General features: G+C 67.4%; 26 protein-coding genes. 5 read left to right on the plus strand and 21 right to left on the minus strand.

What is annotated here, in order from left to right; all coding sequences use genetic code 11:
• Positions 1-12: 12 nt before the first annotated feature.
• The 8 genes from BMX07_RS05075 to BMX07_RS05110 all read right to left on the minus strand — a co-directional run bounded on the left by BMX07_RS05075 (position 13) and on the right by BMX07_RS05110 (position 7,605).
• The gene (locus BMX07_RS05075) at positions 13-1,776 is read right to left on the minus strand and encodes a YcaO-like family protein (RefSeq protein ID WP_090614559.1); all 1,764 of its coding nucleotides are present in this window, start codon (positions 1,774-1,776) and stop codon (positions 13-15) included.
• 84 nt (positions 1,777-1,860) lie between these two features.
• Positions 1,861-3,099: a cation:proton antiporter gene (locus BMX07_RS05080; RefSeq protein ID WP_090614563.1), complete on the minus strand. Its 1,239-nt coding sequence runs from the start codon at positions 3,097-3,099 to the stop codon at positions 1,861-1,863.
• 169 nt (positions 3,100-3,268) lie between these two features.
• The gene (locus tag BMX07_RS05085) at positions 3,269-4,750 is read right to left on the minus strand and encodes an MATE family efflux transporter (protein WP_090614567.1); all 1,482 of its coding nucleotides are present in this window, start codon (positions 4,748-4,750) and stop codon (positions 3,269-3,271) included.
• The gene (locus BMX07_RS05090) at positions 4,747-5,382 is read right to left on the minus strand and encodes a TetR/AcrR family transcriptional regulator (protein WP_245742051.1); all 636 of its coding nucleotides are present in this window, start codon (positions 5,380-5,382) and stop codon (positions 4,747-4,749) included. The genes BMX07_RS05085 and BMX07_RS05090 overlap by 4 nt, the downstream gene beginning before the upstream one ends.
• Before the next feature lie 187 nt (positions 5,383-5,569).
• Positions 5,570-6,022 carry an RNA-binding protein gene (locus tag BMX07_RS05095; RefSeq protein ID WP_090614571.1) on the minus strand — a complete coding sequence of 151 codons (453 nt, stop codon included), beginning with the start codon at positions 6,020-6,022 and terminating at the stop codon, positions 5,570-5,572.
• Positions 6,023-6,104: 82 nt separating this feature from the next.
• On the minus strand, positions 6,105-6,302 hold the full coding sequence (locus BMX07_RS05100) for a DUF1918 domain-containing protein (protein WP_090614574.1): 198 nt from the start codon (positions 6,300-6,302) through the stop codon (positions 6,105-6,107).
• A gap of 102 nt (positions 6,303-6,404) precedes the next feature.
• Positions 6,405-6,581 (minus strand): hypothetical protein, encoded by a 177-nt coding sequence (locus tag BMX07_RS05105; RefSeq protein WP_245742052.1) that lies wholly within the window; start codon positions 6,579-6,581, stop codon positions 6,405-6,407.
• Between the two features lie 334 nt (positions 6,582-6,915).
• Positions 6,916-7,605, minus strand: a complete 690-nt coding sequence (locus tag BMX07_RS05110; protein WP_090614580.1) for a type 1 glutamine amidotransferase domain-containing protein — start codon at positions 7,603-7,605, stop codon at positions 6,916-6,918.
• Positions 7,606-7,757: 152 nt separating this feature from the next.
• On the opposite strand from BMX07_RS05110, the gene BMX07_RS05115 reads away from it, so the two are divergent.
• A complete protein-coding gene (locus BMX07_RS05115) occupies positions 7,758-8,222 on the plus strand; it encodes an Hsp20/alpha crystallin family protein (protein ID WP_090614583.1) in 465 nt (154 codons plus the stop codon).
• A gap of 55 nt (positions 8,223-8,277) precedes the next feature.
• Here the strand turns inward: BMX07_RS05115 and BMX07_RS05120 are convergent, their stop codons facing one another.
• Positions 8,278-9,276 carry a DHH family phosphoesterase gene (locus BMX07_RS05120; RefSeq protein WP_090614586.1) on the minus strand — a complete coding sequence of 333 codons (999 nt, stop codon included), beginning with the start codon at positions 9,274-9,276 and terminating at the stop codon, positions 8,278-8,280.
• 169 nt (positions 9,277-9,445) lie between these two features.
• Here BMX07_RS05120 and BMX07_RS05125 point away from each other — a divergent pair, with 169 nt between their 5' ends.
• Positions 9,446-10,624, plus strand: coding sequence for a thiolase domain-containing protein (locus BMX07_RS05125; RefSeq protein WP_090614589.1), 1,179 nt, complete (start codon positions 9,446-9,448; stop codon positions 10,622-10,624).
• Complete coding sequence (locus tag BMX07_RS05130) at positions 10,624-12,078, plus strand: zinc ribbon domain-containing protein (protein WP_090614592.1); 1,455 nt, start codon at positions 10,624-10,626, stop codon at positions 12,076-12,078. Before BMX07_RS05125 ends, BMX07_RS05130 begins: the two co-directional genes overlap by 1 nt.
• A gap of 349 nt (positions 12,079-12,427) precedes the next feature.
• On the opposite strand, the gene BMX07_RS05135 is transcribed toward BMX07_RS05130, so the two are convergent.
• Positions 12,428-12,643: a DUF8015 family protein gene (locus tag BMX07_RS05135; protein WP_090614595.1), complete on the minus strand. Its 216-nt coding sequence runs from the start codon at positions 12,641-12,643 to the stop codon at positions 12,428-12,430.
• A gap of 295 nt (positions 12,644-12,938) precedes the next feature.
• Positions 12,939-13,364 carry a DUF3054 domain-containing protein gene (locus BMX07_RS05140; protein WP_090614598.1) on the minus strand — a complete coding sequence of 142 codons (426 nt, stop codon included), beginning with the start codon at positions 13,362-13,364 and terminating at the stop codon, positions 12,939-12,941.
• Positions 13,365-13,715: 351 nt separating this feature from the next.
• Between BMX07_RS05140 and BMX07_RS05145 the strand changes: the two genes are divergently transcribed.
• Positions 13,716-14,414 (plus strand): J domain-containing protein, encoded by a 699-nt coding sequence (locus BMX07_RS05145; RefSeq protein WP_090614601.1) that lies wholly within the window; start codon positions 13,716-13,718, stop codon positions 14,412-14,414.
• Here BMX07_RS05145 and BMX07_RS05150 read toward each other — a convergent pair.
• The 9 genes from BMX07_RS05150 to ligA all read right to left on the minus strand — a co-directional run bounded on the left by BMX07_RS05150 (position 14,387) and on the right by ligA (position 21,553).
• On the minus strand, positions 14,387-15,025 hold the full coding sequence (locus BMX07_RS05150; protein ID WP_090614604.1) for a toll/interleukin-1 receptor domain-containing protein: 639 nt from the start codon (positions 15,023-15,025) through the stop codon (positions 14,387-14,389). The two genes, BMX07_RS05145 and BMX07_RS05150, sit on opposite strands and share 28 nt — an antisense overlap.
• Positions 15,026-15,084: 59 nt before the next feature.
• Positions 15,085-15,438, minus strand: coding sequence for a DUF8159 domain-containing protein (locus BMX07_RS05155; RefSeq protein WP_090614923.1), 354 nt, complete (start codon positions 15,436-15,438; stop codon positions 15,085-15,087).
• A gap of 190 nt (positions 15,439-15,628) precedes the next feature.
• Positions 15,629-16,273, minus strand: coding sequence for a triose-phosphate isomerase (gene tpiA, locus BMX07_RS05160; protein WP_090614607.1), 645 nt, complete (start codon positions 16,271-16,273; stop codon positions 15,629-15,631).
• 81 nt (positions 16,274-16,354) lie between these two features.
• Positions 16,355-16,903 carry a multiprotein bridging factor aMBF1 gene (locus tag BMX07_RS05165; protein ID WP_090614611.1) on the minus strand — a complete coding sequence of 183 codons (549 nt, stop codon included), beginning with the start codon at positions 16,901-16,903 and terminating at the stop codon, positions 16,355-16,357.
• A gap of 86 nt (positions 16,904-16,989) precedes the next feature.
• Complete coding sequence (locus BMX07_RS05170; protein ID WP_090614614.1) at positions 16,990-17,604, minus strand: CDP-alcohol phosphatidyltransferase family protein; 615 nt, start codon at positions 17,602-17,604, stop codon at positions 16,990-16,992.
• Positions 17,601-18,149, minus strand: a complete 549-nt coding sequence (locus BMX07_RS05175; RefSeq protein ID WP_090614617.1) for an adenylate kinase family protein — start codon at positions 18,147-18,149, stop codon at positions 17,601-17,603. The genes BMX07_RS05170 and BMX07_RS05175 overlap by 4 nt, the downstream gene beginning before the upstream one ends.
• Positions 18,146-19,300, minus strand: a complete 1,155-nt coding sequence (gene hisC, locus BMX07_RS05180) for a histidinol-phosphate transaminase (protein WP_090614620.1) — start codon at positions 19,298-19,300, stop codon at positions 18,146-18,148. The genes BMX07_RS05175 and hisC overlap by 4 nt, the downstream gene beginning before the upstream one ends.
• A gap of 164 nt (positions 19,301-19,464) precedes the next feature.
• A complete protein-coding gene (locus tag BMX07_RS24245; protein WP_175480049.1) occupies positions 19,465-19,638 on the minus strand; it encodes a hypothetical protein in 174 nt (57 codons plus the stop codon).
• A 157-nt stretch (positions 19,639-19,795) separates the two neighbouring features.
• Complete coding sequence (ligA, locus tag BMX07_RS05185) at positions 19,796-21,553, minus strand: ATP-dependent DNA ligase LigA (RefSeq protein ID WP_090614623.1); 1,758 nt, start codon at positions 21,551-21,553, stop codon at positions 19,796-19,798.
• Between the two features lie 101 nt (positions 21,554-21,654).
• On the opposite strand from ligA, the gene BMX07_RS05190 reads away from it, so the two are divergent.
• The gene (locus tag BMX07_RS05190) at positions 21,655-23,208 is read left to right on the plus strand and encodes a glutamate-cysteine ligase family protein (protein ID WP_090614626.1); all 1,554 of its coding nucleotides are present in this window, start codon (positions 21,655-21,657) and stop codon (positions 23,206-23,208) included.
• Positions 23,209-23,245: 37 nt separating this feature from the next.
• On the opposite strand, the gene BMX07_RS05195 is transcribed toward BMX07_RS05190, so the two are convergent.
• Positions 23,246-24,643 (minus strand): FAD-binding oxidoreductase, encoded by a 1,398-nt coding sequence (locus tag BMX07_RS05195; protein ID WP_090614629.1) that lies wholly within the window; start codon positions 24,641-24,643, stop codon positions 23,246-23,248.
• Positions 24,644-24,877: the final 234 nt, after the last annotated feature.

Genomic DNA, 24,877 nt, shown 5'->3' on the forward strand with positions numbered 1-24,877 from the left:
GCGTCCGGCCGATCAGGGATACGGGTGGTACGCCCGCTCGAGGCGGGGTTCGAAGCCGAGCGCGTCCGGAACCGTCCGCGCTCGCTCGCCGAAGAACGGCTCGCCGGTAAACAGCGGCTGTGCGCCCGGGACGACGACGCGAACCGCCTCGAAGCCGATCCGGTCGACATCGCGGGTCGTCAGGCGCGCCGCGTACGGCGTCAGATCGGCGTCGGTCGCCCGCGAGCACAGCGCCTCGAGCCGCTCGACGCCCGTCGGAACGGGGTCTGGGCCGACGCTCGCCGCCGGAATCGTCCCGTCGACGTCGACGAACTCCCGAACCGGCTCCGGGAACGAGGCGTACGTCCCGATTTCGCCCCCCGCACCGTCCGCGTCGTCCGGCCCGAGACTCCGCAGCTCCATCCAGTTCTGCAGTGCCTCCGCGAGCGCCGACGTCGCGGCCGCCGCGGCGTCGAGCCCGGCCGCCGAGCCGACGGCGAACGCCGGCCACGAGTCGTCGGTCGCCGGGACCGTCTCGTCCGACGCGAACCCGCTGGGGTCGCGGTGCACGGCGACGGCGACGACCGGCACGTCGATATCCTGCGTGACGAGCAGCGGCGTCACCGACAGCCCCTCGCTCCGGGCGCGTCGCTCGAGCCGGTCGAACGCGGCGGTGTCGACCGACAGCCCGAGCGGGTCGAACGTCGAGTACCACGCGAGCATCGTCGCGTCGCGCTCGATCACCTCGGTCAGCCCGGACACGAGCGCGTCGACGGTCGACGATCCGAGACCCAGCCCGGTCGTGATCGCCGGCACCAGCGACTCGCCGGGCTGAGGGAACTGGACCGCCGCGGCTGGCAGGTGCGCCCGCTCGCCGGTCGCGAGGTTCTCACCGACCACCCAGCGGCGTTCGTCGCTCGCCTCGACGGCGGGCGCATCGGCGGGGCGCACGAGGGCCGTCGGCGCGACCGTGTTCTCGAGGGCGGCCGCGCTCGCGCGGACGAAGTCGTCTTCCCGGTAGACGCCGGCGCAGTAGCGCTCGAGTCCCTCGCCGACGGCTTTCATCAGCGCGGCGTTCCAGTCGTCGGCGACGCCGGCGGCCTGTCGCGGGGCGCTGGCGTCGCTGTACGCGGTCGTGTCCGCGACGGTCGACAGGTAGTAGGGGGCCGGGAAGGACTCGATCTCGCCGATGCTCGCGATCGGCCCGACGCGCTCGTCGATCGCCCCTTCGGCGCGTTCGACGGCGGCGTCCAGATCGAGGGTCTCGGCGTCGCGATCGAGCGTTCGGTCCCGGTCCCCGTCCGCACACGCACAGCCGGGGACGGGGAGGAACCGCCGCCGGGCGTGAGGCACTTCGCGCACGCCGCCGACGATCGACGGCTCGTCGCCCGAGAGGACGCGCACGCACTCGCGGCCGGCGATCGCGCCGGCGAGTCGCGCCGCGCTGCGATCGGCCTGCGGGCTCTCGGCGCGCTCCTCGAGGTTCGACGCGACGCGAGCGCGGAGACAGTCGAAACAGCCGGTCGCGGGGGCGAATCCGGAGATCGCGGCGTCGACGTTCGGAAGCGGATGGCCGCCGACCCCACCGATCTCGACGGCGATCCAGGGTGTCGCGCCGTCCCGCGCCGCCTCGTTCGCCCGTTCGAACGTCGCCGACCCGGCGACGCCGCCGACGATCGCGAAGCGGGCGTCGCCGAGCGCGGCCGGAGCGCCATCGCGGACGTCGACGTCCACGTCGTCGAGCGCGGCGACGACCGCCTCGCGGATCGGGTCGTCGGCCGCGACGTGTACTTGCATACTCCTACCTGCTGGCGCGGACGGCAAAAACGCCCCGTTCGAGCCCCGTCGTGTGGAGCCGCGAGCGGCGACCGACGGGCGCGATCAGTCCTCGGACACCGCCGCCGAATCGATATAGACGAGTTCGTCCGCTTCCTCGAGCAGACGAACCCCCCAGGTGACGGTCACGGGGACCAGCGCGGTCGTGAAGACGGCGATGAAGACGAGGATCGAGAACATCGACTGGTCGATGACGCCGGCCTGGAAGGCGACCTGCGCGATGATGATCTCGACGGTGCCGCGGCCGTTCATGCCGAAGCCGACGACCAGTCCCTCGCGGGAGGACAGCGACGTCGGGAGCGAGAACAGCCACGAGCCGACGATCTTCCCGACGAAGGCGATGCCGACGAGCGCGCCGAGGACGAGCAAGGAGTCGGAGAACACGCCGAACGTGATCTGGAAACCGACCGTGACGAAGAAGATCGGTGCGAACAGCCCCATCGCGAGGTCGTACATGACCGTGTGCATGTGCTCGTAGAGCCCGGGCTCGACGTCGGCCTGCCGGAGGAACATCCCAGCCATGAAGCCGCCGATGATCATGTGCAGATCCGCGAGCGTCGCGAGCTGGGCGAACAGCAGGGAGACGAGCAGCGCGAACGTGAACGCGGTCGTCCGGTCGACGAAGCCGTAGCGCTCGCGCTGGCCCTCGATGTACCGCCACGCGAACGGCAGGAAGCGATAGCCGATCAGGAGCGTGACCGCGAAGAATCCGAGCGCCTTGCCGACGATGTTCCCCATCTCGACGGGGTCGAGCGTGCCCGCCGTGACGTAGCTGTCGACGCCGGCGAACGCGATGAGCACGCCGACGTCGGAGGCGAGCGCGCCGCCGAGCAACACGTTCGCGATCCGAGTGTCGAGGAGATCGAGGTCGGCGAGGATGCGGGACTTCGTGGCCAGCGACGTGGCGGCCATCGCGAGCCCGAGAAAGAGCGCCGCGCCGGCGGAGACGCCGAGCCAGACGCCGGCCGCGTAGCCGAGTCCGAACGGGATGACGAACGCCCCGAAGGCGATCAGCAACGACTGCGGGCCGAGTTTGAACAGCTCCCGAAGGTCGACCTCCATGCCGACGTAGACCATCAGGAGGAACACGCCGAGTTCGGCCAACACCGTGAGCAGCTCGGAGGGCCGGAGGAGCCCGAGCAATGCGGGTCCGAAGGCGATGCCGGCGAACAGCTCCCCCATCATCGTCGGGTAGCCGAAGCGCTCGGCGAGCGCGCCGAACACCCACGCGACCGAGAGGACGAGCAGGAGGCTCAGGATGTCGATCGAGACGGCTTCGACCATCGGTCACCACCGTTCGTCGCGGCGCGCGCGGTCACGTCGCTGCACCTGTCCGTCGACCCGCCGACGGCGGAGCTGTTCGTGGTCTTTCATGGTGATCGAGTACGTCCAACGACGCCTCGAGCGTACTTCACTGGTGGAGATGTCACGGATTACTACAGGAAACGAGCGGTCAGTCGTCGGTGCTCGCCTCCCCGACCTCGAGTTCGTCACTCGCGGGCGGCCCCGCGGGTCCGTCCGTCACGTCGACCTCGCGCCACGTTTCGCGTCGGTACCAGCCGTACGCGAGAGCGGCACCGAGGACGTTCGAGACGGCGAACGCGAGCCAGATCCCGCGGTACTCCATCGTCGTCTGGGAGAGGGCCGCGGCGATCGGGAGCCTGACGAGGCCGTAGATCACGAGGACGATCGCCGCCGCGGTGAGGGTCTTTCCGGTGCCCCGGAAGCTCCCGTTGTAGGCCCGCATCACGCCGATGAATCCGAACGAGGGGGCGACGTATCGGAGGAACGTGACCCCGACCTCGATGACCTGCGGATCGTCGGTGAAGGCGGCGGTGATGGGTCCCGCGCCGATCCACGCCACGACGCCCAGCGCCCCGAGGACGACGAACATCGTTCTGGCGGCGAAATCGGCGGCGGCCTTCGCCCGGTCCGGTTTGTCGGCACCCACGTTCTGTCCCGTCATCGTCTCGACGCCGCGGGCGACCGCGATCGCCGGGAGGAAGATGACGGAGAACACGCGCGTCCCGATCCCGTAGGCGGCCACGACGTAGGTCGGGAACAGGCCGACGATCACGAGCAACAGATTGATCGATAGCGCCCGCCCCATTCCTTCGATCGACGCCGGAAACCCGATCCCGACGAGCTTCCTGGCGAAGGCGAGGTCCGGACGCATCTGTCGGAGTCGAATCCGGACGCCTCGCGTCCCGCGGAACATGATCGCCAGCCCGACGACGAGCGCGAGCGCGCGGGAGAACACCGTCGCGATCGCCGCCCCCTGGATGCCGAGTTCGGGGAACAGCCACCAGCCGAAGATCAGGAATGGGTCCAGGATCACGTTGAGCAGTACCGACCCGAACATTACCAGCATCGGCGTGATCGTGTCCCCGTAGCCCCGCATCAGCGCGATGAAGACGAAGAAGCCGAACATGAAGGCCATCCCGAGCGAGATGACCTCCATGTAGGCGGTTGCCAGCGGCAACACGTCCGGGGACGCGCCCAACAGCCCGAGCAACTCCTCGACGAACGCGTAGCCCACGAGTCCGAGGAGCACCGCCGCGAGTAGCGACAGCACCACGGTCTGGGAGGCGGCGTACTCCGCGTCGGCCTCCTCACCCGCACCGACGTGCTGGGCGACGAGGACGCTCCCGGCGACCGACAGCCCCATCCCGACCGAGATGAGCAGGAAGACCATCGGAAACGCGAAGCTGATCGCCGCGAGCGCGTCGGTACTGTACTGCCCCAGCCAGAACGTGTCGATGAGGTTGTACGCCGTCTGCAACAGGTTCGTCACGATGATCGGCAGCGACAGGTAGAACAGCGGTTTCGCGATGCCACCCGAGGTGAGATCGAACTCGTCGCGGCCCTTGAACAGGCCCGAAAGCCGATCGGACCAACGGCCGAGCCACGCGACGAGACGAGTCAGCAGACTCATTCACCGGCCTCCGTGTGGTCGCGGTTCGTCGATACCCCGTCCCCGCCGCTCGCGCCGTCCGCTCGCAGGACGTCGTCGATGTACTCGTGAACGTAGCGTCTCGTCCGCTCGGGCGATCGATCGACCGCCGTGGCGCGGGTCTGCGCCCCGTGGAAAACGGTCACGAGAAAGTCGGCCGTCTCGTCCGGATCGACGTCGTCTCGAAACTCACCCGACTCGAGGCCGTCCGCGACGATGGTCGCGATCCGGTCCCGGAGCGCGCGGTCGAACTCCGTCAGTCGCTCCCGGTAGGCCGCGTTGTACGGCGACTGCGCCTTGATCTCGAGGATCGCCGTCCGGAACTCGTCGGCCGATTCCGCGTCCGACGGCGTCAGCAGTTCGTCGAGGAACTCGTGAAGCCGTTCGACCGACGTCTCGCCGGGAACGGTCTCGGTTCGCTCCTCGAAGTCGTCGAGTAGATACTCCAGAAACGACTCGAGGAGGTCGCCTTTGCCCTCGAAGTGGTAGTGAAGCGTGCCCTTGCTCTTGGTCGATTCCGCGGCGATATCCTGCATCGTCAACTCCGCGTAGCCGTGTTTGCAGAGCGCGCAATACGTCGCATCCATGATGTCGTCGATGGTTTCGTCCGTCATTCGGGCCGTCTCTCCGTAACTTACTGACTGGCCAGTCAAAAGGGCTTCGTCACCGGATGATGATGGTCGGCGTGAGCCCGCGCCCCGCTCTCGCACCCACTGCTGCTCGAGAGCGGTGAGACTCGTCGGACAGGGCTACCCGAGACGCAAACCGAGCGAATCGATCGGCCGGCGGTCGGCGGGCGCGTTACTCCCGGTCGCGCAATCGCTCGAGGACTTCTTCGGCGTTCTCGACCGCCTGTTCTTTCTTCGCCGGGTAGGCCTCGACCTTCCCGCGGAAGGTGATACCCTCACCGAGTCGGACGTCCCCCTCGAAGGCGGCCTGCTTGTCCAGACGCAGGAAGAGTTCGGTGTTCTCGGTGACCCGCTCGTCGAGTTCGTCGATCAGTTCGTCGAAGGACTCGAGGTCGGCCAGCCGCGAGAGAACGTGGCGGATCTCGTCGGCCGTCTCGACGCGCGCGGAGAGGACGAGAATGCGGTCACCGTAGTGACCCTCGCTCTCGGCGCGCTCGATCTCGAACGGCTCGTCGTCCTCGCCGTCGGGGAGGAAGGTTCGGAGCGCCTCCTCGACGCGCTTTTCGTCCTCGGTGGCGTAGCAAAACGTCCGTAGATCGACGTAGTGAAGCGGTATCTGTGGCATCTGCGGTTCGAAATTCGTGGTATCTGCAGGTGCGGCGGTGACGGCTGTCGAACTCGAGGGGCGACCGACCCGCGAGCGGTGCTTACTCCTCGTCTGCGTCGTCGTCGGTCGCCTCGAGGTCGTCCTCGGGGACCCCGGTCTCCTGGCCGTCGTCGAAGCTGACGGTGTAGGTGACGTCGCCGAACATCGACTCCATGGTCTGGGTGACGGTGCCGGTTTCGCCGTCGAACTCGCTGTGCTCGTCGTGCAGGACGACGCGATCGTCTTCCTCGAAGCTCATAGTCGGTGATTCCCCGCCGCCGCGTAAAAAGGGACTGATTCGCGCCACGACGGAACGCAGACCGGATCGAGCGGTCCGAACGGAGGCCGGCGTCCGATCGCGCTATCGCATTCCCTCGAGCGCGACGACGGTATCCGACATGAGCCACGCGTCCTCGCTATCCGCGTCCTCGATACTGAGCGCGAAGAACGACTCGCGGCCGTCGTCGACCGTGATACGGTAGCTACGACTCTGCAGCGAATCGGGCCGATCGGGCGAATTCGGTCGGGGAGGACCCACGGGCATTCTCGGGGTCCGGCGCTGATAACTGGCTCGGTCCGGCACTCGAGACCGCGGCGTCAGCGGCTGGGCGGTCCGAAACACGGCGAATGGCCGACAGCGTCGACCCGATCGGCGCGAGGCCCGCGGCGACCGACCGCCGTCGATCGCGGACCACCCGCGGACGACTCAGTTCAGATCGGCGCGCTGGAACCGCCGATACCCGATCGCACCGCCCATCGCTCGCAGTTCGTACCGCCGGCATGTGCGTCGGTCGCGCGAACGTGCGTGCGACCGGAATCCGGGCGCGCAGGCCGAAAAATAGCGATCGGGTTGGATTCGAACGGTTCGGTCGTCAGGCTTCGAGTTCGATGTCGAGTTCCTCGAGCAGGGTCTCGGCCGCCGCACTCGAGGAGCCGGGGCCGCGCGCGGTGATGAGATCGCCGTCGACCGTGACGCTGGTGTCGGCGTCGAGTTCGGCGTCCCAGTTACCGCCGGCCGCTTTCACCTCGTCTTCGGTCCAGTAGGGCAGCTTGCGGCCGTCGGGCATCCGGTCGACCTCGTCGACGATGCCGTCCTCCCACGCGTTGGGGAAACCGGTCACGTCGCGGCCGTTGACGATGAACGCGCCGTGGCTATCGCGGGCGAACCCGAGTATACCGACGGCGTGACAGACGACGAGCGCCTTGCCGTCGCCCTCGATGATGTCGCGGAGGAGTTCGCGAGCGTGTTTGTCCTGGTTGATGTCCCACGCGGTGCCGTGGCCGCCGGGGAAGACGACGGTGTCGTACCCCTCGGCGTCGGCCTGTGCGACTGGGATCGGATCGTTCAACCGCTCGTCGGTCTCGTGGACTTCGCGAACGTGTTCGGCGGTCTCCTCGCCGACCTGTTCGGGATCGAGCGACCGCTCGTCGATGACCGGCGGACTTCCCGACGGCGTCGCGACCGTGATTTCGACGCCCGCGTCCGAAAGCGTCTCGAGCGGCTCGACGCATTCTTCGCCCCAGTATCCCTCTTCGCTGACTACGAACAGTGCGTTCGTCATACACCATCCAACGGGTGGGAAGGTAAAAACGACCAGCCCTCCCCTCGGTTCTGCCGCAATTTTACGCGGTGATATATTACTGTGGCGGATCGTCTCCAAAATGACGAGTTGGCTTTTTCGCTATCGGCGTCCTACACTCGGTAGGTGATACCATGGCAGATCGACCCCGACCTTTCGACGGCATCGACGAACTCCTCGAGCGACTGAACCGCCAGATCGAGACGGCGGCGCGATCGTGGGAAACGCAACTGGACGACCGAAGCCGGCTCGACCTCTCGATGGGCGGCGCGGAGACGAGCCTGGACCTCGCGGACGAGGGCGAGGCGTTCGTCGTCACCGTCGACGTTCCCGGCTACGAGAGCGACGATCTCGAACTCCGCCTCACCGGACGGACCCTGGCGGTGTCAGGTGATCGAGAGCACAGCCAGGAGTTCGGCGGCGAGGAAGACAGCTACATCCGGCGCGAACGGGAGACTGAGTCGTTCAGCCGTCAGGTTCGCCTTCCCGATCCCGTCGACGCCGACGCGGTGCAGGCGAGCGTCAACAACGGCATCCTGACGATCCGGCTGCCGAAGCACGAACCGGACGAGGAAGCGCGCTCGATCGACATCGAGTGACGGTCGCGGGCCAACCGCCGAGTCCGAGTCGCGTCGCCCTCCCGACGCAATCCCCTCAATCGTCGAGGTTCAGCGCGTCGAAGAACCGGCGGGTGAGCCGTCCTCCGACGAACTCGAGCAGTTCCTCGACGTCGTCGCCCTCGTCCGCGAACAGGCCGAGTTCGATCCGGCCGCCCGCCATGTCGTGGTGGCCGCCGACCGCGCCTAATTCGTCGAAAGCCGCCTTCAGCGTCTCGCCCATGTGGACCCGCGGATCGATCGAGCGGCCGCTCAGGCGGATCACGTCGTCGACGATCCCGTAGACGAGCACCGTGTTCACCCCCTCGAGGTTGAGCAGGTAGTCCGCCGCCTGCGGCAGCGCGTCCGTCTCGCCGGTCTTACCGACGTTCGCGACGAGCGACGATCCGCGGCGGTTGCGGCTGGTGATGGCCCGGCCGATCGCATCGAGCGTCCCCGGAGAGAACGCGCTGCCGTACAGTTGTTCTAAGGTCTCGAGGTCCGCGTCGGGGTAGACCGCGAGCGCGGCCTCGTACTCGCGTCGCGTCGGTTCGCGGACGAAGTCCAGCCGCTCGCGGTGGAGCGCGAAGAGGAGCGCGGAAGCGAGCCGAGTGGTCAGACCGACATCGAGGTCGTGCAGGTACTCGACGAAGATGGTCGCCGTCGCGCCGTACTCGGTGCGGACGTCTTCGAACTCGGCCCCGCTCGATTCGCCGGGATGGTGGTCGATGACGACGTCGGGGACGACGCTCGGCGGCACTTCGGTGTTCGCGCCCGGGCTGCTGTGGTCGACGAAGCTCACGCGTTCGTACTCATCGAGCGAGGTCGTCGAAATCGTCTGGAGGGAAATGTCGAGCATATTGACGAACGCGCGGTTCTGCTGGTGTGAGATCTCACCGCCGTAGGCGATCGTCACTTCCTCGACGTCGTGTTCGAACGCGATCGCCTGGAGGGCGAGCGCGCTGGCGAGACAGTCCGGATCGGGATTGTCGTGACAGACGATCGCCAACGAGTCGGTCGTCTCGAGGGCGGACGCGAGCTCGGCCGCGCGTGACATATTTCGTATACGGGAACGAGCGGCTTGAATCCCGCGTCGCGTCTCAGAAACGACGAACGACGGCGCATGGACGGTCGTCGCACCACCGGCGGCGCTCGGTCGAATAACCTACATGATCGATCGGTATCGAGTGTATACTTATTTTACACCGGCCATCCGACAGGCGGGTATGCGAGACGCGTATCTCGTCGGCGCGGGGCAGTCGGATTACGGGGCGTTCCCGTCCGAGAGCTACCGATCCCTGTTCCGCACGGCGTTCGAGGAAGCGACGGACAGCGTACCGAAGGGGCTCGAGGCCGCGGACGTCGACGAGGCGTTCGTCGGAAATCTCGGAGTCGGCGGCCGCCAGCTCGGACTCTCCGGTCCCGCAGTGACCGAACACGTCGGACTCGACGGCGTCCCCACCACGCGAGTCGAGAACGCCTGCGCCGCCAGCGGCTTCGCCGTTCGACAGGCAGTGCAGGCGGTCAAGTCGGGCATGGCCGACGTCGTCCTCGCGGGCGGCTTCGAGATCATGTCGGACATGAGCTCGGACGCGACGAAGTACTGGCTCGGCGTCTCCGGGGAGACCGAGTGGGAACGGCTCTCCGGCACCACGTTCTCCGGCGTCTACGCGCAGATGGCCAGCGTCCACATGGAACGGTACGGCACCACGCGCGAGCACCTCTCGCAGGTGGCCGTCAAAAACCACGCGAACGGCGCCAAGAACCCCCACGCCCAGCTCGGCTTCGAGTGTTCGCTCGAGGACGCTCAGTCCGCGCCGGTCGTCGCGGACCCGCTGAACCTCTATCACTGCTGTCCGACCTCGGACGGGGCGGCCTGCGCACTGATCGTCAGCGAAGATGTCGTCGACGACTACACGGACGACCCCATCCGCGTCGCCGGCGTCGGTGCCGGCAGCGACACCGTGGGGCTCTTCCAGCGCGATACCTACTCCGGCGTCCCCGCGAGCCAGCGGGCCGGCGACGCCGCCTACGAGATGGCCGGCATCGACCCCGACGACCTCGACTTCGCGGAGGTCCACGACTGCTTCGCCATCGCCGAACTGCTGGCCTACGAGGATCTCGGCTTCTGCGAGACGGGCGAGGCCGGGCGGCTCATCGAGTCCGGCGCGACCGAACTCGGCGGCGACCTCCCCGTGAACACCTCCGGCGGCCTCAAATCGAAGGGCCACCCCATCGGCGCGACGGGTGCCGGACAGGTCGTCGAGGCCTACAAACAGCTCTCCGGAACCGCGGGCGAGCGACAGGTCGAGAACCCGACCCGGGGCCTGACGCACAACGTCGGCGGCAGCGGTGGTGCAGCCGTGGTCCACGTCTTCGAGAAGGAAACGGAGGTGAACGCGTGATGACGGCCGCGATCACCGGCGTCGGTGCCTACGCCCCGCGATTCCGTATCAGCGCCGAGGCTTTCGAGGAGGCCTGGGGCCAGTTCCACGCCGCCGGCGTGACCGAGAAGGCCGTTCCCTCGGCCGACGAGGACGCCCTGACGATGGGCTACGAGGCCGCGACCCGCGCGCTCGAGGCCGCGGCGATCGACCCCGCGGCCGTCAACTGGCTCGCGTTCGCCGCCTCGCGACCGCCGGAAGCCGAGGAGGACCTGACCGCCCGTCTCGGCGCGATGCTCGCCCTCCCCGAGTCGGCGACCCGGCAGCTCTTCACGGGCAGCACGCGGGCCGGCACCCGCGCGCTCTGGGCCGGGCTGGACGCGCTCGAGGCCGACTCGACGACCGCGCTCGTCGTCGCGGCCGACGCGCCGAAGGGCGATCCCGACGACGGAATCGACCACGCGGCCGGCGCGGGTGCCGCGGCGTTCGTCGTCGAGCGCGACGGCCCGGCCGAAATCGTCGACCGCGCCGAGTACACCGCGCCGTATCCGGGAACCCGGTTCCGAAACAGCGGCGCGGACGAGACGCAGGGACTGGGCGTCACCCAGTACGACCGGCAGGCGTTCTCCGAGACGATCGGCGGTGCCGTCGCCGGTCTCGAGGTCGATTCCGATCCGGCGGCTGCCGCGATCCAGGCCCCCGACGGAAAGCTCCCCTACCGCGCGGCCGGGGCGGCCGGCGTCGGGACCGACGAGGTACGGGCCGCCGCGACCGTCCACGAACTGGGCGACCTCGGCGCGGCCAGCGTCCCGCTGTCGCTCGCGACGGCGCTCGAGGACGGCTACGAGTCGATCCTCGCGGTCTCCCACGGCAGCGGCGCGGCCGCGGACGCGTTCGTCGTCGAGGCCGAGGACGACGTGCCGGCCGTAACCGCGCTCGAGGGCGACGACCCGCTCTCGTACGCGGAGTACCTCCGCCAGCGCGGCGTCGTGACCACGGGCCCGCCGTCGGGCGGCGGCGCGTACGTCAGCGTCCCCTCGTGGCGGCGCTCGCTGCCGCAACGGTACCGGCTGGAGGCGGGCCGCTGCTCCGCGTGCAACGCCCTCTCGTTCCCGCCGGAGGGGGCCTGCGACGACTGCGGCGCGTTGGCAGAGTACGAACCCGTCGAACTCGCCGGCGAGGGGACGATCGAGGCCGTCACGACGATCTCGCAGGGCGGCGCGCCGCCGGAGTTCGCCGAACAGCAGGCCCGGTCGGGCGACTACGCGGCCGCGATCGTCGCGCTCGAAACCAGCGGTGCGTCGGAGACGCACCGAGCGGACGGCGACGAGATCGTCAGTGCGCCGGCGATGGGGACCGATGCGGACCCTGCGGACTTCTCGGTCGGCGACCGGATCGAGACGACGATCCGCCGGATCTACACGCAGGAAGGCGTCACCAGGTACGGGTTCAAGGTGCGGCCCGCGAGCGAGTAGGAGTCGAGCCCGGCCGGCCGGACTCGAGCGGCTATCTCCAGCCGAGGTGTCGCGTTGCGGCTTGTTCTTTCGCGTGAAACTCCGATCCGTCGTACACGTGCACCGACCCCGCGTCGGGAGAAGACGACTCGGTTACCACGTAGCGGCGGGACGGGGGGCCACGGTTCGTCTCAGGACCGTCGGATTCGAATCGGCTGCCGAGCCAGGGTCGCGACGGAGAGCACGCAGAGGCGGCCATCGTCGCGTCTGTCTCCGCCCGCCGAACTCGAGAGTCACGAGGAACGGTGCGGAACTCGGAGTCGAGCAACCAGCACGGAACGAGGAACGAGAACGGAGAAGCGACGGCAGATCAGTCCGCGTTGATCGGGGGACGCGCCGACTTGGCGTCGTCGGACGCGTCTGCTGGCGTATTGACGAACATTGCGTGACCGATAATCCCCATCGCGACCAGCGAACCGAACGGCACTGCCGCCGTCAACGAGATCCCGACGACGGTGAGGGCTGCGGTAATGCCGAACAGTGCGACTGGGATGAGGCCGAGAACAATGTCGTAATATCCAGTCATAATCTATCCTATAGTATGAGGAGTTCCCATATAAGTGTTTCCCATAATAGGTTGATGGTGGATGCAATTCTAACTGATGACTTCACAGGATAATTCGCATAACTTATGGAGTGCTCGATCAGACTCAGTATAATGGTAATTTACTGCTGGACGGACGGGAGCACAGCTAGAGACAGCAGAATCGGCCACGTGCGGCGAGTAGGAGGCGTTTTACCAGATCGACACCAGAACAAATCATATTTTAAACAAGTCACGATTGGCGCAGGACTTCGGATCGAGTCGAATCGATAGCGACCTAGTCCGTCGCTGATAGGTAGAGCGTGTAGCCGAGCCGCCAGCCGAGCAAAACGAAGAGTCCGAAGCCAGTTATTACGAGTGGAAACGGCCACGTTGCGCCACCGGTGAACAGCGGCGAGGCGCGAAGCATGAGCCCGACGTTCGCCGCCGCGATCCAGGTCACGGCCGTCAATCGGAACGCCTCCCGCCCCACGGGACGGTCGCGGGTGTAAATCCCAGCGAGCAACGCGACTGCGAGCCACCCGACCACGAACGGCGTGATCGTCTCGAGCGATGCGATCGGTTCGGAGAGCGGGTTCCCACCGTGTTCGATCCGCCCGAGCAAGACCAGTCCGGCGACGAGTACGACGTCGATACCGCCAGTGGCGAGTCGCTCGCGATCGGTTGCACGGTCATCGGCCCCGGTCTGTACTGCCGTGTCCATACTCGGGACTCTGGGTCGGCATCCTATTGATGTCCCGGTTCCGCCCAATGGCTGAGAAACCGCCGATGGAGCGCCCGGAGTCCCTGACAGGAGAGGAGGAACTCGGCGGCTGCGCCACCGAGCGCCGTCCAACGGACAGAGCGTCTCCGTGCGAGGATCGCCTCGCACGGTCGACCGGTCGACGGACGCGCACTTTGTTATCGGCTCCGTTCAGAAGCGGCGGGCGGGCGGTAAGACGATCCTACAACCACCCCTTTCGGCGTCGGCGGCGACGGACGGCGCGCCGACAGTCGTTCGATCGGGACTGTCAGCAGAAGAACTAATATAGGGCGAACCCGAACCGCTCGCGTAATGGCTGTGGTCGGCGAACAGCGGGCCGGCTGTGACGGGTGCGGCCGAACGGTCGCGCTCGAGGAACTGACGACGGTGACGATGCCCGACGGCGAACGGGTAGTCTGCTGTCCGGAGTGCGAACCCCACGCGAGAGCGGCAGCACGGAAGGGCAACTCGCTCGATCAGCGACGAGACGCTTGCGACGGCTGTACCGGGACCTACCTCACGACCGAACTCGAGGACGTCGTGCTCGAGGATGGGACCGTGTTGACGTGCTGTCCGTCGTGTGCGGCCGAAGCGCGGGACCGTCGCGGTACGGATACAGACGCGACCGACGGTGACGGCACCGACTCGAGCGCGGACGGCTCCGACCGGGGCGCGAACGACCGTCCCGAGGGAGAGGAGAGCCGCTGTAGCCAGTGTCACGGGCCGGTATCCGACGAACGGTTTCGCGTGACGACGATCGACGGCCGGACCGAGCGGCTGTGTCCCGACTGCAAGATCGACGCCGAGGAGAACGGTATCGTCGCCGACGTCGACATGCGAAAGACGCGGGCGCGCGAGGTACTCGGCGTAGATGCGGACGCGAGCGACGAGGCGATCCGCGAGGCGTACCACCGGCAGGTCAAACGCGCCCATCCGGACCGGAAAAGCGGCAGTCGGTCGGCCTTCGCCCTCGTCACGGACGCCTACGAGCGACTCTGCGAGGACGACTGAGGGGCGATTCCGTCCTCCCGCCCCACGAACCCGATCGTCGCCGGATTGAAGTAGTACGTCGATTCGCAGACCTCACACGACGCCGTCAGGTGTTTGCCGTGGCTGTGGAGTTTCCAGAGTTTCGTCTGTCCCTGTTCGAGTTCGAGCGTGACCGGGTGACCGCAGTCGGGAACCGTGCAGGGAAACCGGATGTACCAGTTCGGGACCGACAACGCACCCAGCGGCGCGAGTTCACTTCGCAGCCGACAGAGCAGATTGAAGATCGTAAACGAGAGGTTGTGCCGATCGATCACCACGCCCTCGATGTCGCTGACGAACCCGCGGCGACCGATCCCGTCGTCGTACAGCGGGAGGACCGGGATCCCCTTGGCCACGGCGTACCCCATCTCCTGGTTGATCCAGCGGTTCTCCACCGCGTCCTCGGTCAACACCGCGACGACGACGTCGCTGTTGGCCAGACGACCCTCGAGTCGCTTTCTCGATCGACCGGACTCGATCTCCTCCAGCGCGATATGTACGCCAAAGGGGAAGTTCTTCACTGTCGAGAACAGGTCCTGCACGAGTTCGAGATCGCCGGGCGCATGTGAAACGTACACCTGTTCTCCGGTCATTGAAGCGTCTACGATAAGCAGATGTATGAGTCATCATTAATCTATCTCTCCGTTCGTATTTAATTGCCGGTATATTCGCTTCGGTGATGTGTAACGGTGTCGAGAACGCGTTGCGAGAACTCGAGCTGGGAGAGGTCCGACCCCAGCCGCTCGAACCACTCCCGCTCGACGTACCACCACCCGCGGATCGCTCCGTCGGTCGTCGTCGACGTCGCCTCGAGACGGCCCGGCGTCCACGCCCGCTCGTCGCCGATCGACAGGAGGGCTCGTAACACGGCCCCGACCTCGTCGCTCGTGATCGCGGGCGCGTCGGAGACGACTTCGTACTCGAGTTCGAACCCGGCCCCGTCGTCGCCGGGCTGCTTGGTCCCGTCCATCCACGCGAACGACGTCACGTAGATGCCGTGGCTCATCAGTCGGTTCTCGAGCGCGACGCCGACGGACGGCTCCCCGGTCGGCGTCTCGTCCTCGCTGTCGGTCCCGTCGTCACTTCCGCTCCCGGACCCTGCTCCCTCGTTAGTCATACGCACTCGTTCGACGAGGACCGAGAAAAGTCGGTCGGCGCTGGCTTCGTGTTCGACGGTCGGCGTCGGGACCGCGTTCTCAGAGCGGCTCGACGAGATCCTCGAGCGCCGCTTCCGGATCGTCCGCCTTCGCGACCCCGCTGGCCAGCAGGACGCCCTCGGCACCGAGGTCGCCCGCGGCGACGACGTCGTCGCCCGTGCTGATGCCCGCGCCACAGAGAACCGACACCGCGGGATCGACGTTCGCGGCCGCCTCGACGGCGTCTTCGACGACGTCGGGGTCCGCCTGACTGACCGGCGTCCCGGTGCCGATGAGTTCCGGCGGTTCGACGGCGACGGCGTCCGGGCCGAGCGCCGCGGCTGCGCCGATCTGCGCCGGGTTGTTCGCACAGACGACCGTCTCGAGATCGGCCCGCTCGGCCGCTCGGACGGCACCGTCGATGGCGGCCAGTTTCAGCCGCCGCTCGGAGTGATTGATCAGTGTGCCGACCGCGCCGGCGTCGGCCGCGCTCTCGGCGAGCGCGTGACCGGTGTTGCTCCCGTGGTCGATCGGATCGACGTGCTGGGCCCACGTCTCCACGCCCGTTTCGGCGACGCGCTCGATGTGTGCCGCCTGCGGCGCGACGGCCAACCGAGCGTCAGTGGTCTCGTCGACGTCGCGAACGGCTTCCGCGACGGCGACCGGGTCACACGGATAGGTCTTCAGGTTGACGAGGACGAACATATCGGCAACCCCTCCCGCACGAAAGAAATAGCTTGCGAGTCGGCGACGACATCGGGATCGAGGACGGAGACAGCTCTCCGGTCAGTCCTTGCGCTTGACCACGTCACCCAGCGTGTAACTCCCCGTCGAGGAGCCGCCGGACCACTCGGAGTCGTCGCCGGCGCTTCCCTCGGCGCTCAGCGAGATCTCGAGGAAGGTCTCGAGTTTGGACTGGACGCGATCGCTCGGCAGCGTGTCGCCGCGTTCGATCTTGCGGATCAGACTCGCCTTCTCGTTGAGTTCGTTCGCGAGATCGGACTGGCTGAGCCCCTTGCTTTCGCGGGCGTTGCGGACGCGATCGTCGTAATCGGTCGCCAGCTCATCCATGTCGTCGAACATGTCCGAGCGGCGCGTACTCGAGCCGCCCGAACTCGAGGAACTCGCGCTCGAGCCGGTCGACCCGCCCCCGCTCGACGAGGACGAGGACGAGTTCGAACTCGTCGAGTACTTCGTCGACGTGCTCGAACTCGAGGTCTGTTTGACTTCAGTGCCGAAGTCCGTGCAGTTCGAACACACGTCTAGCTTCGCGCCCTCGACTTTGATGGTGTTCGGGGACGACGTCTCGGCCCCACACATCTCGCACTGAACCATGACGATTGCTATATCGCGGTAAGGGATAAAGTATGCGGCGTGGTTTCAACCCGTAGAAACACTCAGTTAGCGAGCGGAAACGGGGATTACTCGAGGGCGGCCCAGGAGTAGTAGAACCGCTGGAGCGCGGTCAGGTGGCCGACGACCGCGAGGAAGACCAGCAGCCAGCCGATCAGCGAGACCCCGCCCAGCGTCGTTCCCGCCAGCGGATAGGCGAGAAAGCCGGCGACGCCGATGATCGCCAGCCGGTCCGCTCGGCCGACGAGCCCGCCGTAGACCCGGTCGAGTCCGACCGCCTGTGCCTGCGTCCCCAGATACGAGGTCATCACGACGCCGGTCACCGCGGCGAAGCCGAGCAGGTAGTTCTCGAGCCCCGCGGCCAGTCCGGCGATGACGACGATGTCCGCGTACCTGTCGAGGACGTGATCCAGCAGGTCCCCGCCGGCCGACGCGACCTCCTGTTCTCGCGCGAGCGCGCCGTCGACGATGTCCAGCCAGCCGTTCAGGAAGACCAGCGCCGCGGCCACGGCGTACCAGACCGGCTCCTCGAGGCCGCCGAGTGCGAACGCCACCGCGGACAGGACCGCCATCCCGAACGCGATCACGCTCACGCCGTTGGGCGTCATGCCGACGCGGTCGAAACCCTTGACGAACGGATCGAGAAACCGCGAGACGTACGGTCTGAACTTGTCCAGCGTCATGTGAGATACCCCACGAAGTCGACGTCACCGGCGCTCGGATCGCGCTCGCCCGCTGCAACCGCCGCGAGTTCGTCCGCGACGGCTGCCGGCTCGCGATCGGTCGTGTCGATCTCGTAGACCGACTCGAGCCCGTGTTCATCGACGGCCTCCGAGAGGATCACGTCCAGCGCTTCGCTCTCGGCGTTCTCCCTCGCTTTCGCCGCGGTCTCCCCGCGCTCGAGCAGCCGCTCCTCGAGCGTCTCCGGGCGACACCGCAACACGGCGACCCGATCGGCGTCGAAGTGGTGTGCGAGGTGTGATTCGATCACGACCTCGTCGCGCCCCTCGAGCCACTCGCCGATAGCCGCGAGGTCGGCGACCTTGCTGTCGCGATCCGTATCGACCTCGGTGTACAGGCCGTCGTCCTCGAGGACCCGGTTGAGATGGATCACCTCGAGGTCGGGGTGCGAGTCGTCGTCGGCACCCGAGTCGGACGAGCGGGACGCGAGCAGTTCCGTTGCGGTCGTCTTCCCGGTCCCGGGGGTGCCCGTCACGGCGACTCTCACGTGTCGGCCACCTCCGCGCTGGAGTCGTCGGTCCCGTCGGTCGAGTCCCGCTCGAGATCGAGGGTCGCGAGCACGTCGTTGAGCGTCGCGACGGCGCGCTCGGTCTCCTCGTCGGTCCCGCAGGTGATACGGATACAGCCCGGCAATCCGAAACTCGAGCAGTCGCGAACGATGACGCCCCGCTCCTGCATTTCGTCGGCGACGACCGAGCCGTCGCCGACGTCGACGAGGACGAAGTTGCCCTCGCTCTCCCAGACGTGGGCGTCGACGTTCTCGCGCATGTACGCGCGGGACTCGCGGGCCGTCCCGACGGTGCGTTCGACGTGTTCGTCGTCGTCGATGGCGGCGAGCCCCGCTCGGCACGCCAGCTCGCTCGCCGCGAAGGGCGTGTTCACGCGAGCGTACGCGTCGCTCCACTCGTCGGGAACGACGGCGTAGCCGAGTCGAACGCCCGCGAGGCCGTACGCCTTCGAGAACGTGCGAAGGACCGCGACGTCGTCGCGGGCCTCGAACCCGTCCCGGCCCTCGATCAGCGCGACCGCGCTGTCCCGGTCGGCGAACTCCCCGTAGGCCTCGTCGACGACGATCAGCGTCTCGTCGTCGGTCGCGTCGGCGAGCGTCTCGACGTCCGCGAGCGGAATCGTCGAGCCGGACGGGTTGTGCGGGCTGGTGAGGAAGACCAGTCGGTCGCCGTCGTAGGCCTCGAGGACCGTCTCGGCGTCCTGTGCGAAGTCGTCCTCGCGCTCGAGGCCGTACTCCCGGACGCCGCCGTGGTGGAATCGGGAACTCATCCCGTAGTAGGCGAAGCCGGGATCGGGGACGAGGACGGTATCGCCGGGCACTACCGTCGCCCGGTGGAGGTAGTCGATCGCTCCGTCGCCGCCGTTGGCCAGCCAGACCTGCTCGTCGGTGACCTCCCAGCGGTCGGCGACGGCGCTCCTGAGGTCTGCGTGGACGGCCTTCGGGTAGGAACTCACGCTCGAGGCCGTCTCGCGGATCGCGACGGCGGCGGCCGGCGAGGGCCCGTGCGGGTTCTCGTTCGAGGCGAGTTTGACGAAGTCCGAGGGGTCGCGCCCGAGTTCGCGGGCGACTTCCTCGATGCCTCGACCCGCCTCGTATGCGACGTGATCGGACAGGTCGCGCGGTTGCATACGAGGATGCTGTTCCCCGTGGCTCTTAAGGGTGCTTACATATGGTGAGTCGACCGCTCTTGACCGCTCGGCCCGCTGTGGCGCGCGCTGGACAGCGGTGCGGCCGACGAGGGCCGGGCGAGACGACCCGTTCGCCGCCCGCCGTCGCGCCGGATCGACGCCCGTCACGTCGCCCGTTCCAGCAGCTGCGGGAGGATTGCGATTTCGATGATCGCGAGCCCGAGTACGATCAGCCGACTCGGGCCGTCGAGGAAGCCCAACGCGACGATTGCGAGTATCGCGGCGCTACCGAAACTCATTCCGTAGCGGACGGTCGGGTTTTCGAGCGGGGAACTCATAGCGTTCGATACCCAGATCGTCGTTATATTAGTTGTGAATTGTATCGGAAGGAAGCGCGCCGAATCCAGCCCGTCACTCCGACCACGCTCGAGGTGCGCGACCGCGGCCCGCTCGCGAGTCGGCCGGATCGCTCGGCTCTCGAACCGGGAGACACGGTTATCGTTGTTGCAAGCGCTCGAGCCGCTCGAGCGAGTCTGCATCGCCAGGGTCTTTGTCCGAACGCACGCCCGTGAAGCGCGGGAATCGAAGCGCGTAGCCCGACGAGTAGGTCGGCGAGGACTGGATCTCCTCGTAGCCGACCTCGAAGACGACCGCCGGCTCCAGTTCGACGTCCTGCCCCTCCTCGGCCGCGATGTGGGGCTCGAGCAGGGCCGTCAGTTCCGCGAGTTTCTCGTCGGTGATCCCGGTCGCGACCTTGCCGACCGTCTCGAGGTTCTGCGGTTCCACCGCAGAGCCAGAGGAACGCCGTTCCTCGCTGTCGTCACCGTCGCGAACGGAGAGTTCGAACGTCCCGAGGAACGTCGCCCGCCGTCCCTCGCCCCACTCGGCACCGGTCACGACGCAGTCGAGCGTCTCCACGTCCGGTTTCCGTTTCCGCCAGTGTTTCCCGCGCCGCCCCGGCGAGTAGGCCGAGTCGGGGTTCTTCAGCATGATCCCCTCGTGGCCGGCCTCGAGCGCGTCGGCGTCGATCGACTCGATTTCGTCGGGGTCGTCGGTCCGCCGGAGCAGGGACAATCCGTCGATGTCCTCGTCGTCGCCGGGTCCCGCGTCGGACCCGGCCAGCACCGACCGGAGCCGATCGTGGCGCGCCGTCAGCGGGGCCTCGAGCAGGTCGGTCCCGTCGGCGTGGAGACAATCGAAGAAGACCGGTCGGACCGAGACGTCTTCGCGAGCCTTCGCGACGTCGTGTTTGCGCCGGAACCGCTTGAGTACCTCCTGAAACGGCAGCGGCGAGCCGTCCTCGTCGATCGCGACGACTTCGCCGTCGAGGATCGCGGGGACCTCGAGCTGCGCCGCGGCGAACTCGACCACTTCGGGAAGCGCCTCGGTAACGGCTTCCATATTCCGCGAGAAGACGCGAGTCTCCCCCTCGGTCCGCGGGTCGTGGTGCAACTGGATCCGCGCCCCGTCGTACTTCCACTCGACGGCAGCCGTCTCCCACTCCTCGAGCGCCTCGGTCACCGTCCCCGCCTGCGCGAGCATCGCCTGCACGGGCCGGCCCACCTCGAGGTCCATCGCGTCGAGCCCCGCGACCCCCTCGTCCCGTGCGATCCGCGCGACCCGCCCGTAGTCGTTCGAGACCTGCAGGGCGCGCTCGACGCGATCGGTGGGAACGTCGAACGCCTCGGCGATGGCGTCCCGGACCGTCCCCTCGCCCACGCCGATACGCATCTCCGAGAGGACGATGCGCGCGAGGTAGCGCGCTTCCTCGCTCGAGCAGCGGTTGAACAAGCCGAACAGCAGGTCGACCTTGCGATCCTGACTTCCCGGGCCCTCGGCGGCGGCCAGCTCCGCGAGCGTGTCGGCGACCTCGCGGACGGTGAGGTCGCCGGAGCCGCCGTCGTCACCGGCACCGTCCCCGCCGGTGAACGCGCCCAGCCCCTGCTGGCCGCCGAACTCGTAACTCGCCGCCACGTCGCCGATCTCGCCGACGTCGGCGAGGCGATCCTCGACGTCGGCCGCGCCGACGTTCGTCCCTGCGGCGCGGGCGATCGCCTCGTAACACGCGCTCGGCCCGACGTCCAGCGTCGTCGAGTCCCAGGCCGGAAACACCCGCCCCTGCGCGAAGCGTGCGACGATCTCGATCTCGTCGCCGGCCTCGGCGAGCAGCTCCCGAACGTGGGCGACGATCTCGAGGTCGGCAGGTTCGGCGTCGATCGTCCCGGCGCGGTCGGCGAACGTGGCGAACTCCATCGGCGGGATGTATCGCCGCAGGGAGTAAAACGGTTCTGAGACCGATTGGGATCGGGATCGAGAGACGTGCTTTAAAGACAATCGGCCACTCACTCGGAGGTATGCCAGAGGAGGAACTCGCTGAGCGGGTCGCGGACGTGCTGACGGTCGACGCGGCCGACTTCCGCGAGCAGGCCCGGGCAGACGCGGCGGTCATCAAAGACGCCGTCGAGGACGGAGTCTTCGACAACCCGCAGGCCATCGTCGGCCTCGAGTACGAGTTCTACGCGGTCAAGGCCGACGACGGCGCGTTACGGCGGGTCCCCCGGCGATTACTCGAGCTGATCGGGTTCGAGAAGGAACTCGGGCTGCACAACGCGGAGATGACGACGAGTCCCCAGCCGCTGAACGCGCCCGGGTTGGCCGCCCAGGAGTCGGAGGTCAAGGCTCGCTTGCAGACCGCACTCGACGTGACCCAGTCGGAGCGGATGCGGCTGGTCAGCGACGCGCTCTGGACAATTCCACCCGAGGGCGAGACGGCGGCGACCTACCTCACCGACAGCGTCGAGCGGACGGCGACCGCACCGGACGGGACCGAGCGGACGATCCGCATCGCGACGAACATGAGCGACTCCGCCCGCTACCACGCGATGGCCAACACCGATCAGGCCGAGTCGGCGGGGATGCGCATCGAAGCGCCCCACGTCTCGCTCCAGGGCGATACCGTCATGCCCGAGAGCCTGATCACGTCGATACAGCCCCACTATCAGGTCGCTCACGCCCCCGATCTCCCCGACTACTTCAACTACGCGCTGCGGATCGCCGGCCCCCTCCTCGCGCTCGGGGTCAACTCCCCGTTCTTCCCCGCCGACCTCTACGACGACGACGCGACCGCCGACGAGATCCTCCGTGACAGCTGGATGGAACACCGCATCAGCATCTTCGAGACCGTGCTCAACGATCCCACGACGGGGGAAGGGAAAGTCCGGTTTCCCCACGACTTAGAGACCGTCGACGAGGCGATCGATCGGGTCGCCGACGACGACACGATCGTCCCGATGCCGGTCGAGCCCGGCGAGCGGTTCGACGATCAGTTCCCCCACTTCAGCCGCAAACACGGCACCTACTGGCGGTGGGTCCGCCCGGTCTTCGGCGGCCCCACGCGCTCCGCGGCCAACGCCCGCATCGAGTTCCGTCCGATCCCCGCCCAGCCCACGGTTCGGGACTCCGTCTCCTTCCTCGCCGCCTTCGCCGGCCTGATGGAGAGTCTCACCCGGCTCGAGCACCCCGTCGTCGAACTCGACTGGCAACTCGCCCGCGAGAACTTCTACGCCGCGATGGTCGACGGGCTCGCGGCCGATCTGACATGGATCACGAACGACGGGAAGGAGACGTCCGACGCCCTCGCAGTCTACGAGGACCTGCTGGCTCACGCCGAGGACGGGCTGACCAACCGCGGCCTGAGCGAAGAGGACGCCGCGAAGTACCTCTACCCACTTCGGCGGCGCGTCCGCCAGCGGACGACGCCCGCGCGCTGGAAGCGCGAACGGGTCGAGACAGCCCTCGAGGACGGCGCGGCCCTCGACGAGGCGATCGCGACGATGCAACGCGAGTACGTCCGTCGACAGTCGGAGACGCTGCTCGAGGGGAGTTTCGCGGACTGGATCGGCGACTAGCGGTTCGAGGACCGTCGGTAGCGGTCCGAAAAAGAAATTACCGGGCCGGCTCGACGTTCTGGTTCATCCGGAACAGGTTCTCCGGATCGTACGCGGCCTTGATCTCGGCCAGCCGGTCCTGGTTCTCGCCGTAGGCGAGATTCTCTTCGCCTTCGTCCTCACTGATGAAGTTCACGTAGACTCCCCCGGTGGCGTACGGAGCCATCGCGTCGAAGAACTCTCGGGACCAGGCGATACACTCGTCGTCCATCGCGGGGTCCTCCCAGCGCGTGTGGACGTTCATCCCGTACGCCGCATCGCGGTGCGGGAAGGCAGTCGCGTCCGCCGGTACCCGGCCCATCGCGCCGCCGAGCTGTCCGAAGAAGATTTCGGACAGGGGCGTCGGCAGATCCCGCGCGTAGTCGACGATGGTATCGATCGCGTCGTCCGAGATCGCACTGAAGTTGTGTGACTTCCAGTAGTTCCGGGCGCCCTCGGTGAGCAGGGGATCGAACGCTTGCTGGAACGCCGCGTACTGGACCGGACCGACGGTGTCGGCGATCGGCTCGCCGTACTCGCGAACCGGGGCCAGCACCGCTTCGCCGTCGGCGATGTCGCCGGCGTAAAACGGGACCACCACGACCACGTCCTCGCCGTGGACGCGCTCCGGCAGGAACGGAAGGGGCGGTGCCTTGCGGAGAACCATCCAGACCGTCGACTCGTCCGGTGCGGTCTCGTTGAAATCCCGAACGTGCCGGAGGACCTCCGGCGCGTCCGCGCCGTGATAGACGACCATCCCGGCGAGCACCTCGGGGCCGACCTCGTGGAGGTCGAACTCGAAGGCGGTGACCACGCCGAAGTTGCCGCCGCCGCCGCGGATTCCCCAGAAGAGATCCGGGTGCTCCGCCTCGCTCGCGTGCCGCAGTTCACCGTCCGCAGTGACGACGTCGACGGAGCGCAGGTTGTCGACGGTCATGCCGTATTTGCGGGTGATCCACCCGAACCCGCCGCCGAGCGTGAGCCCCGCGATGCCCGTCGTCGAATTGATCCCGAGCGGCGTCGCCAGCCCGAACGCCTGCGTTTCCTGATCGACATCGGCGAGGGTCGCACCCGGCTCGACTCGAGCCGTTTGCTCAGCCGGATCGACGCGAACCGACCGCATCGCCGAGAGGTCGAGCATCAGCCCGTCGTCGCAGACCGCGTTTCCCGCGATGTTGTGTCCCCCGCCGCGAACCGCGAGGACCAGCTCCTGCTCGCGGGCGAAGGTCACCGCCGCGATCACGTCCGAGACGCCCATCGCTCGCACGATGAGTGCCGGATAGCGATCGATCATCCCGTTCCAGATCGCCCTCGCGTCGTCGTAGTTCGGATCGTCCGGCCGGAGCAACTCGCCGTGGAGGCCCTCGCCGAATCCGTCTATTACACCGTCGTCTACGGGTGTGGTCGTCACTGCCATTGTCCCTCACTGTCCGTACGCGTCGCTCAGAGATATAGTCACACATAATTAATAATTTAGATCAGTCCGCCGTCGGGACGAACTCGAGAACTGGCGCGTCGAGGGCCCGGTTCTCCGTACGGCCGTTCCCTCGATCGGTATTCGGCCAACGGTCGCGTTCCATCGCGCGCGCAGACGTGTCCACCCGATGGACCATCGTGTTATATATACTACTACTTTATCTCCGCTTACGGC

This window comes from Natrinema salaciae, assembly GCF_900110865.1.
Taxonomy (GTDB): Archaea; Halobacteriota; Halobacteria; order Halobacteriales; family Natrialbaceae; genus Natrinema; species Natrinema salaciae.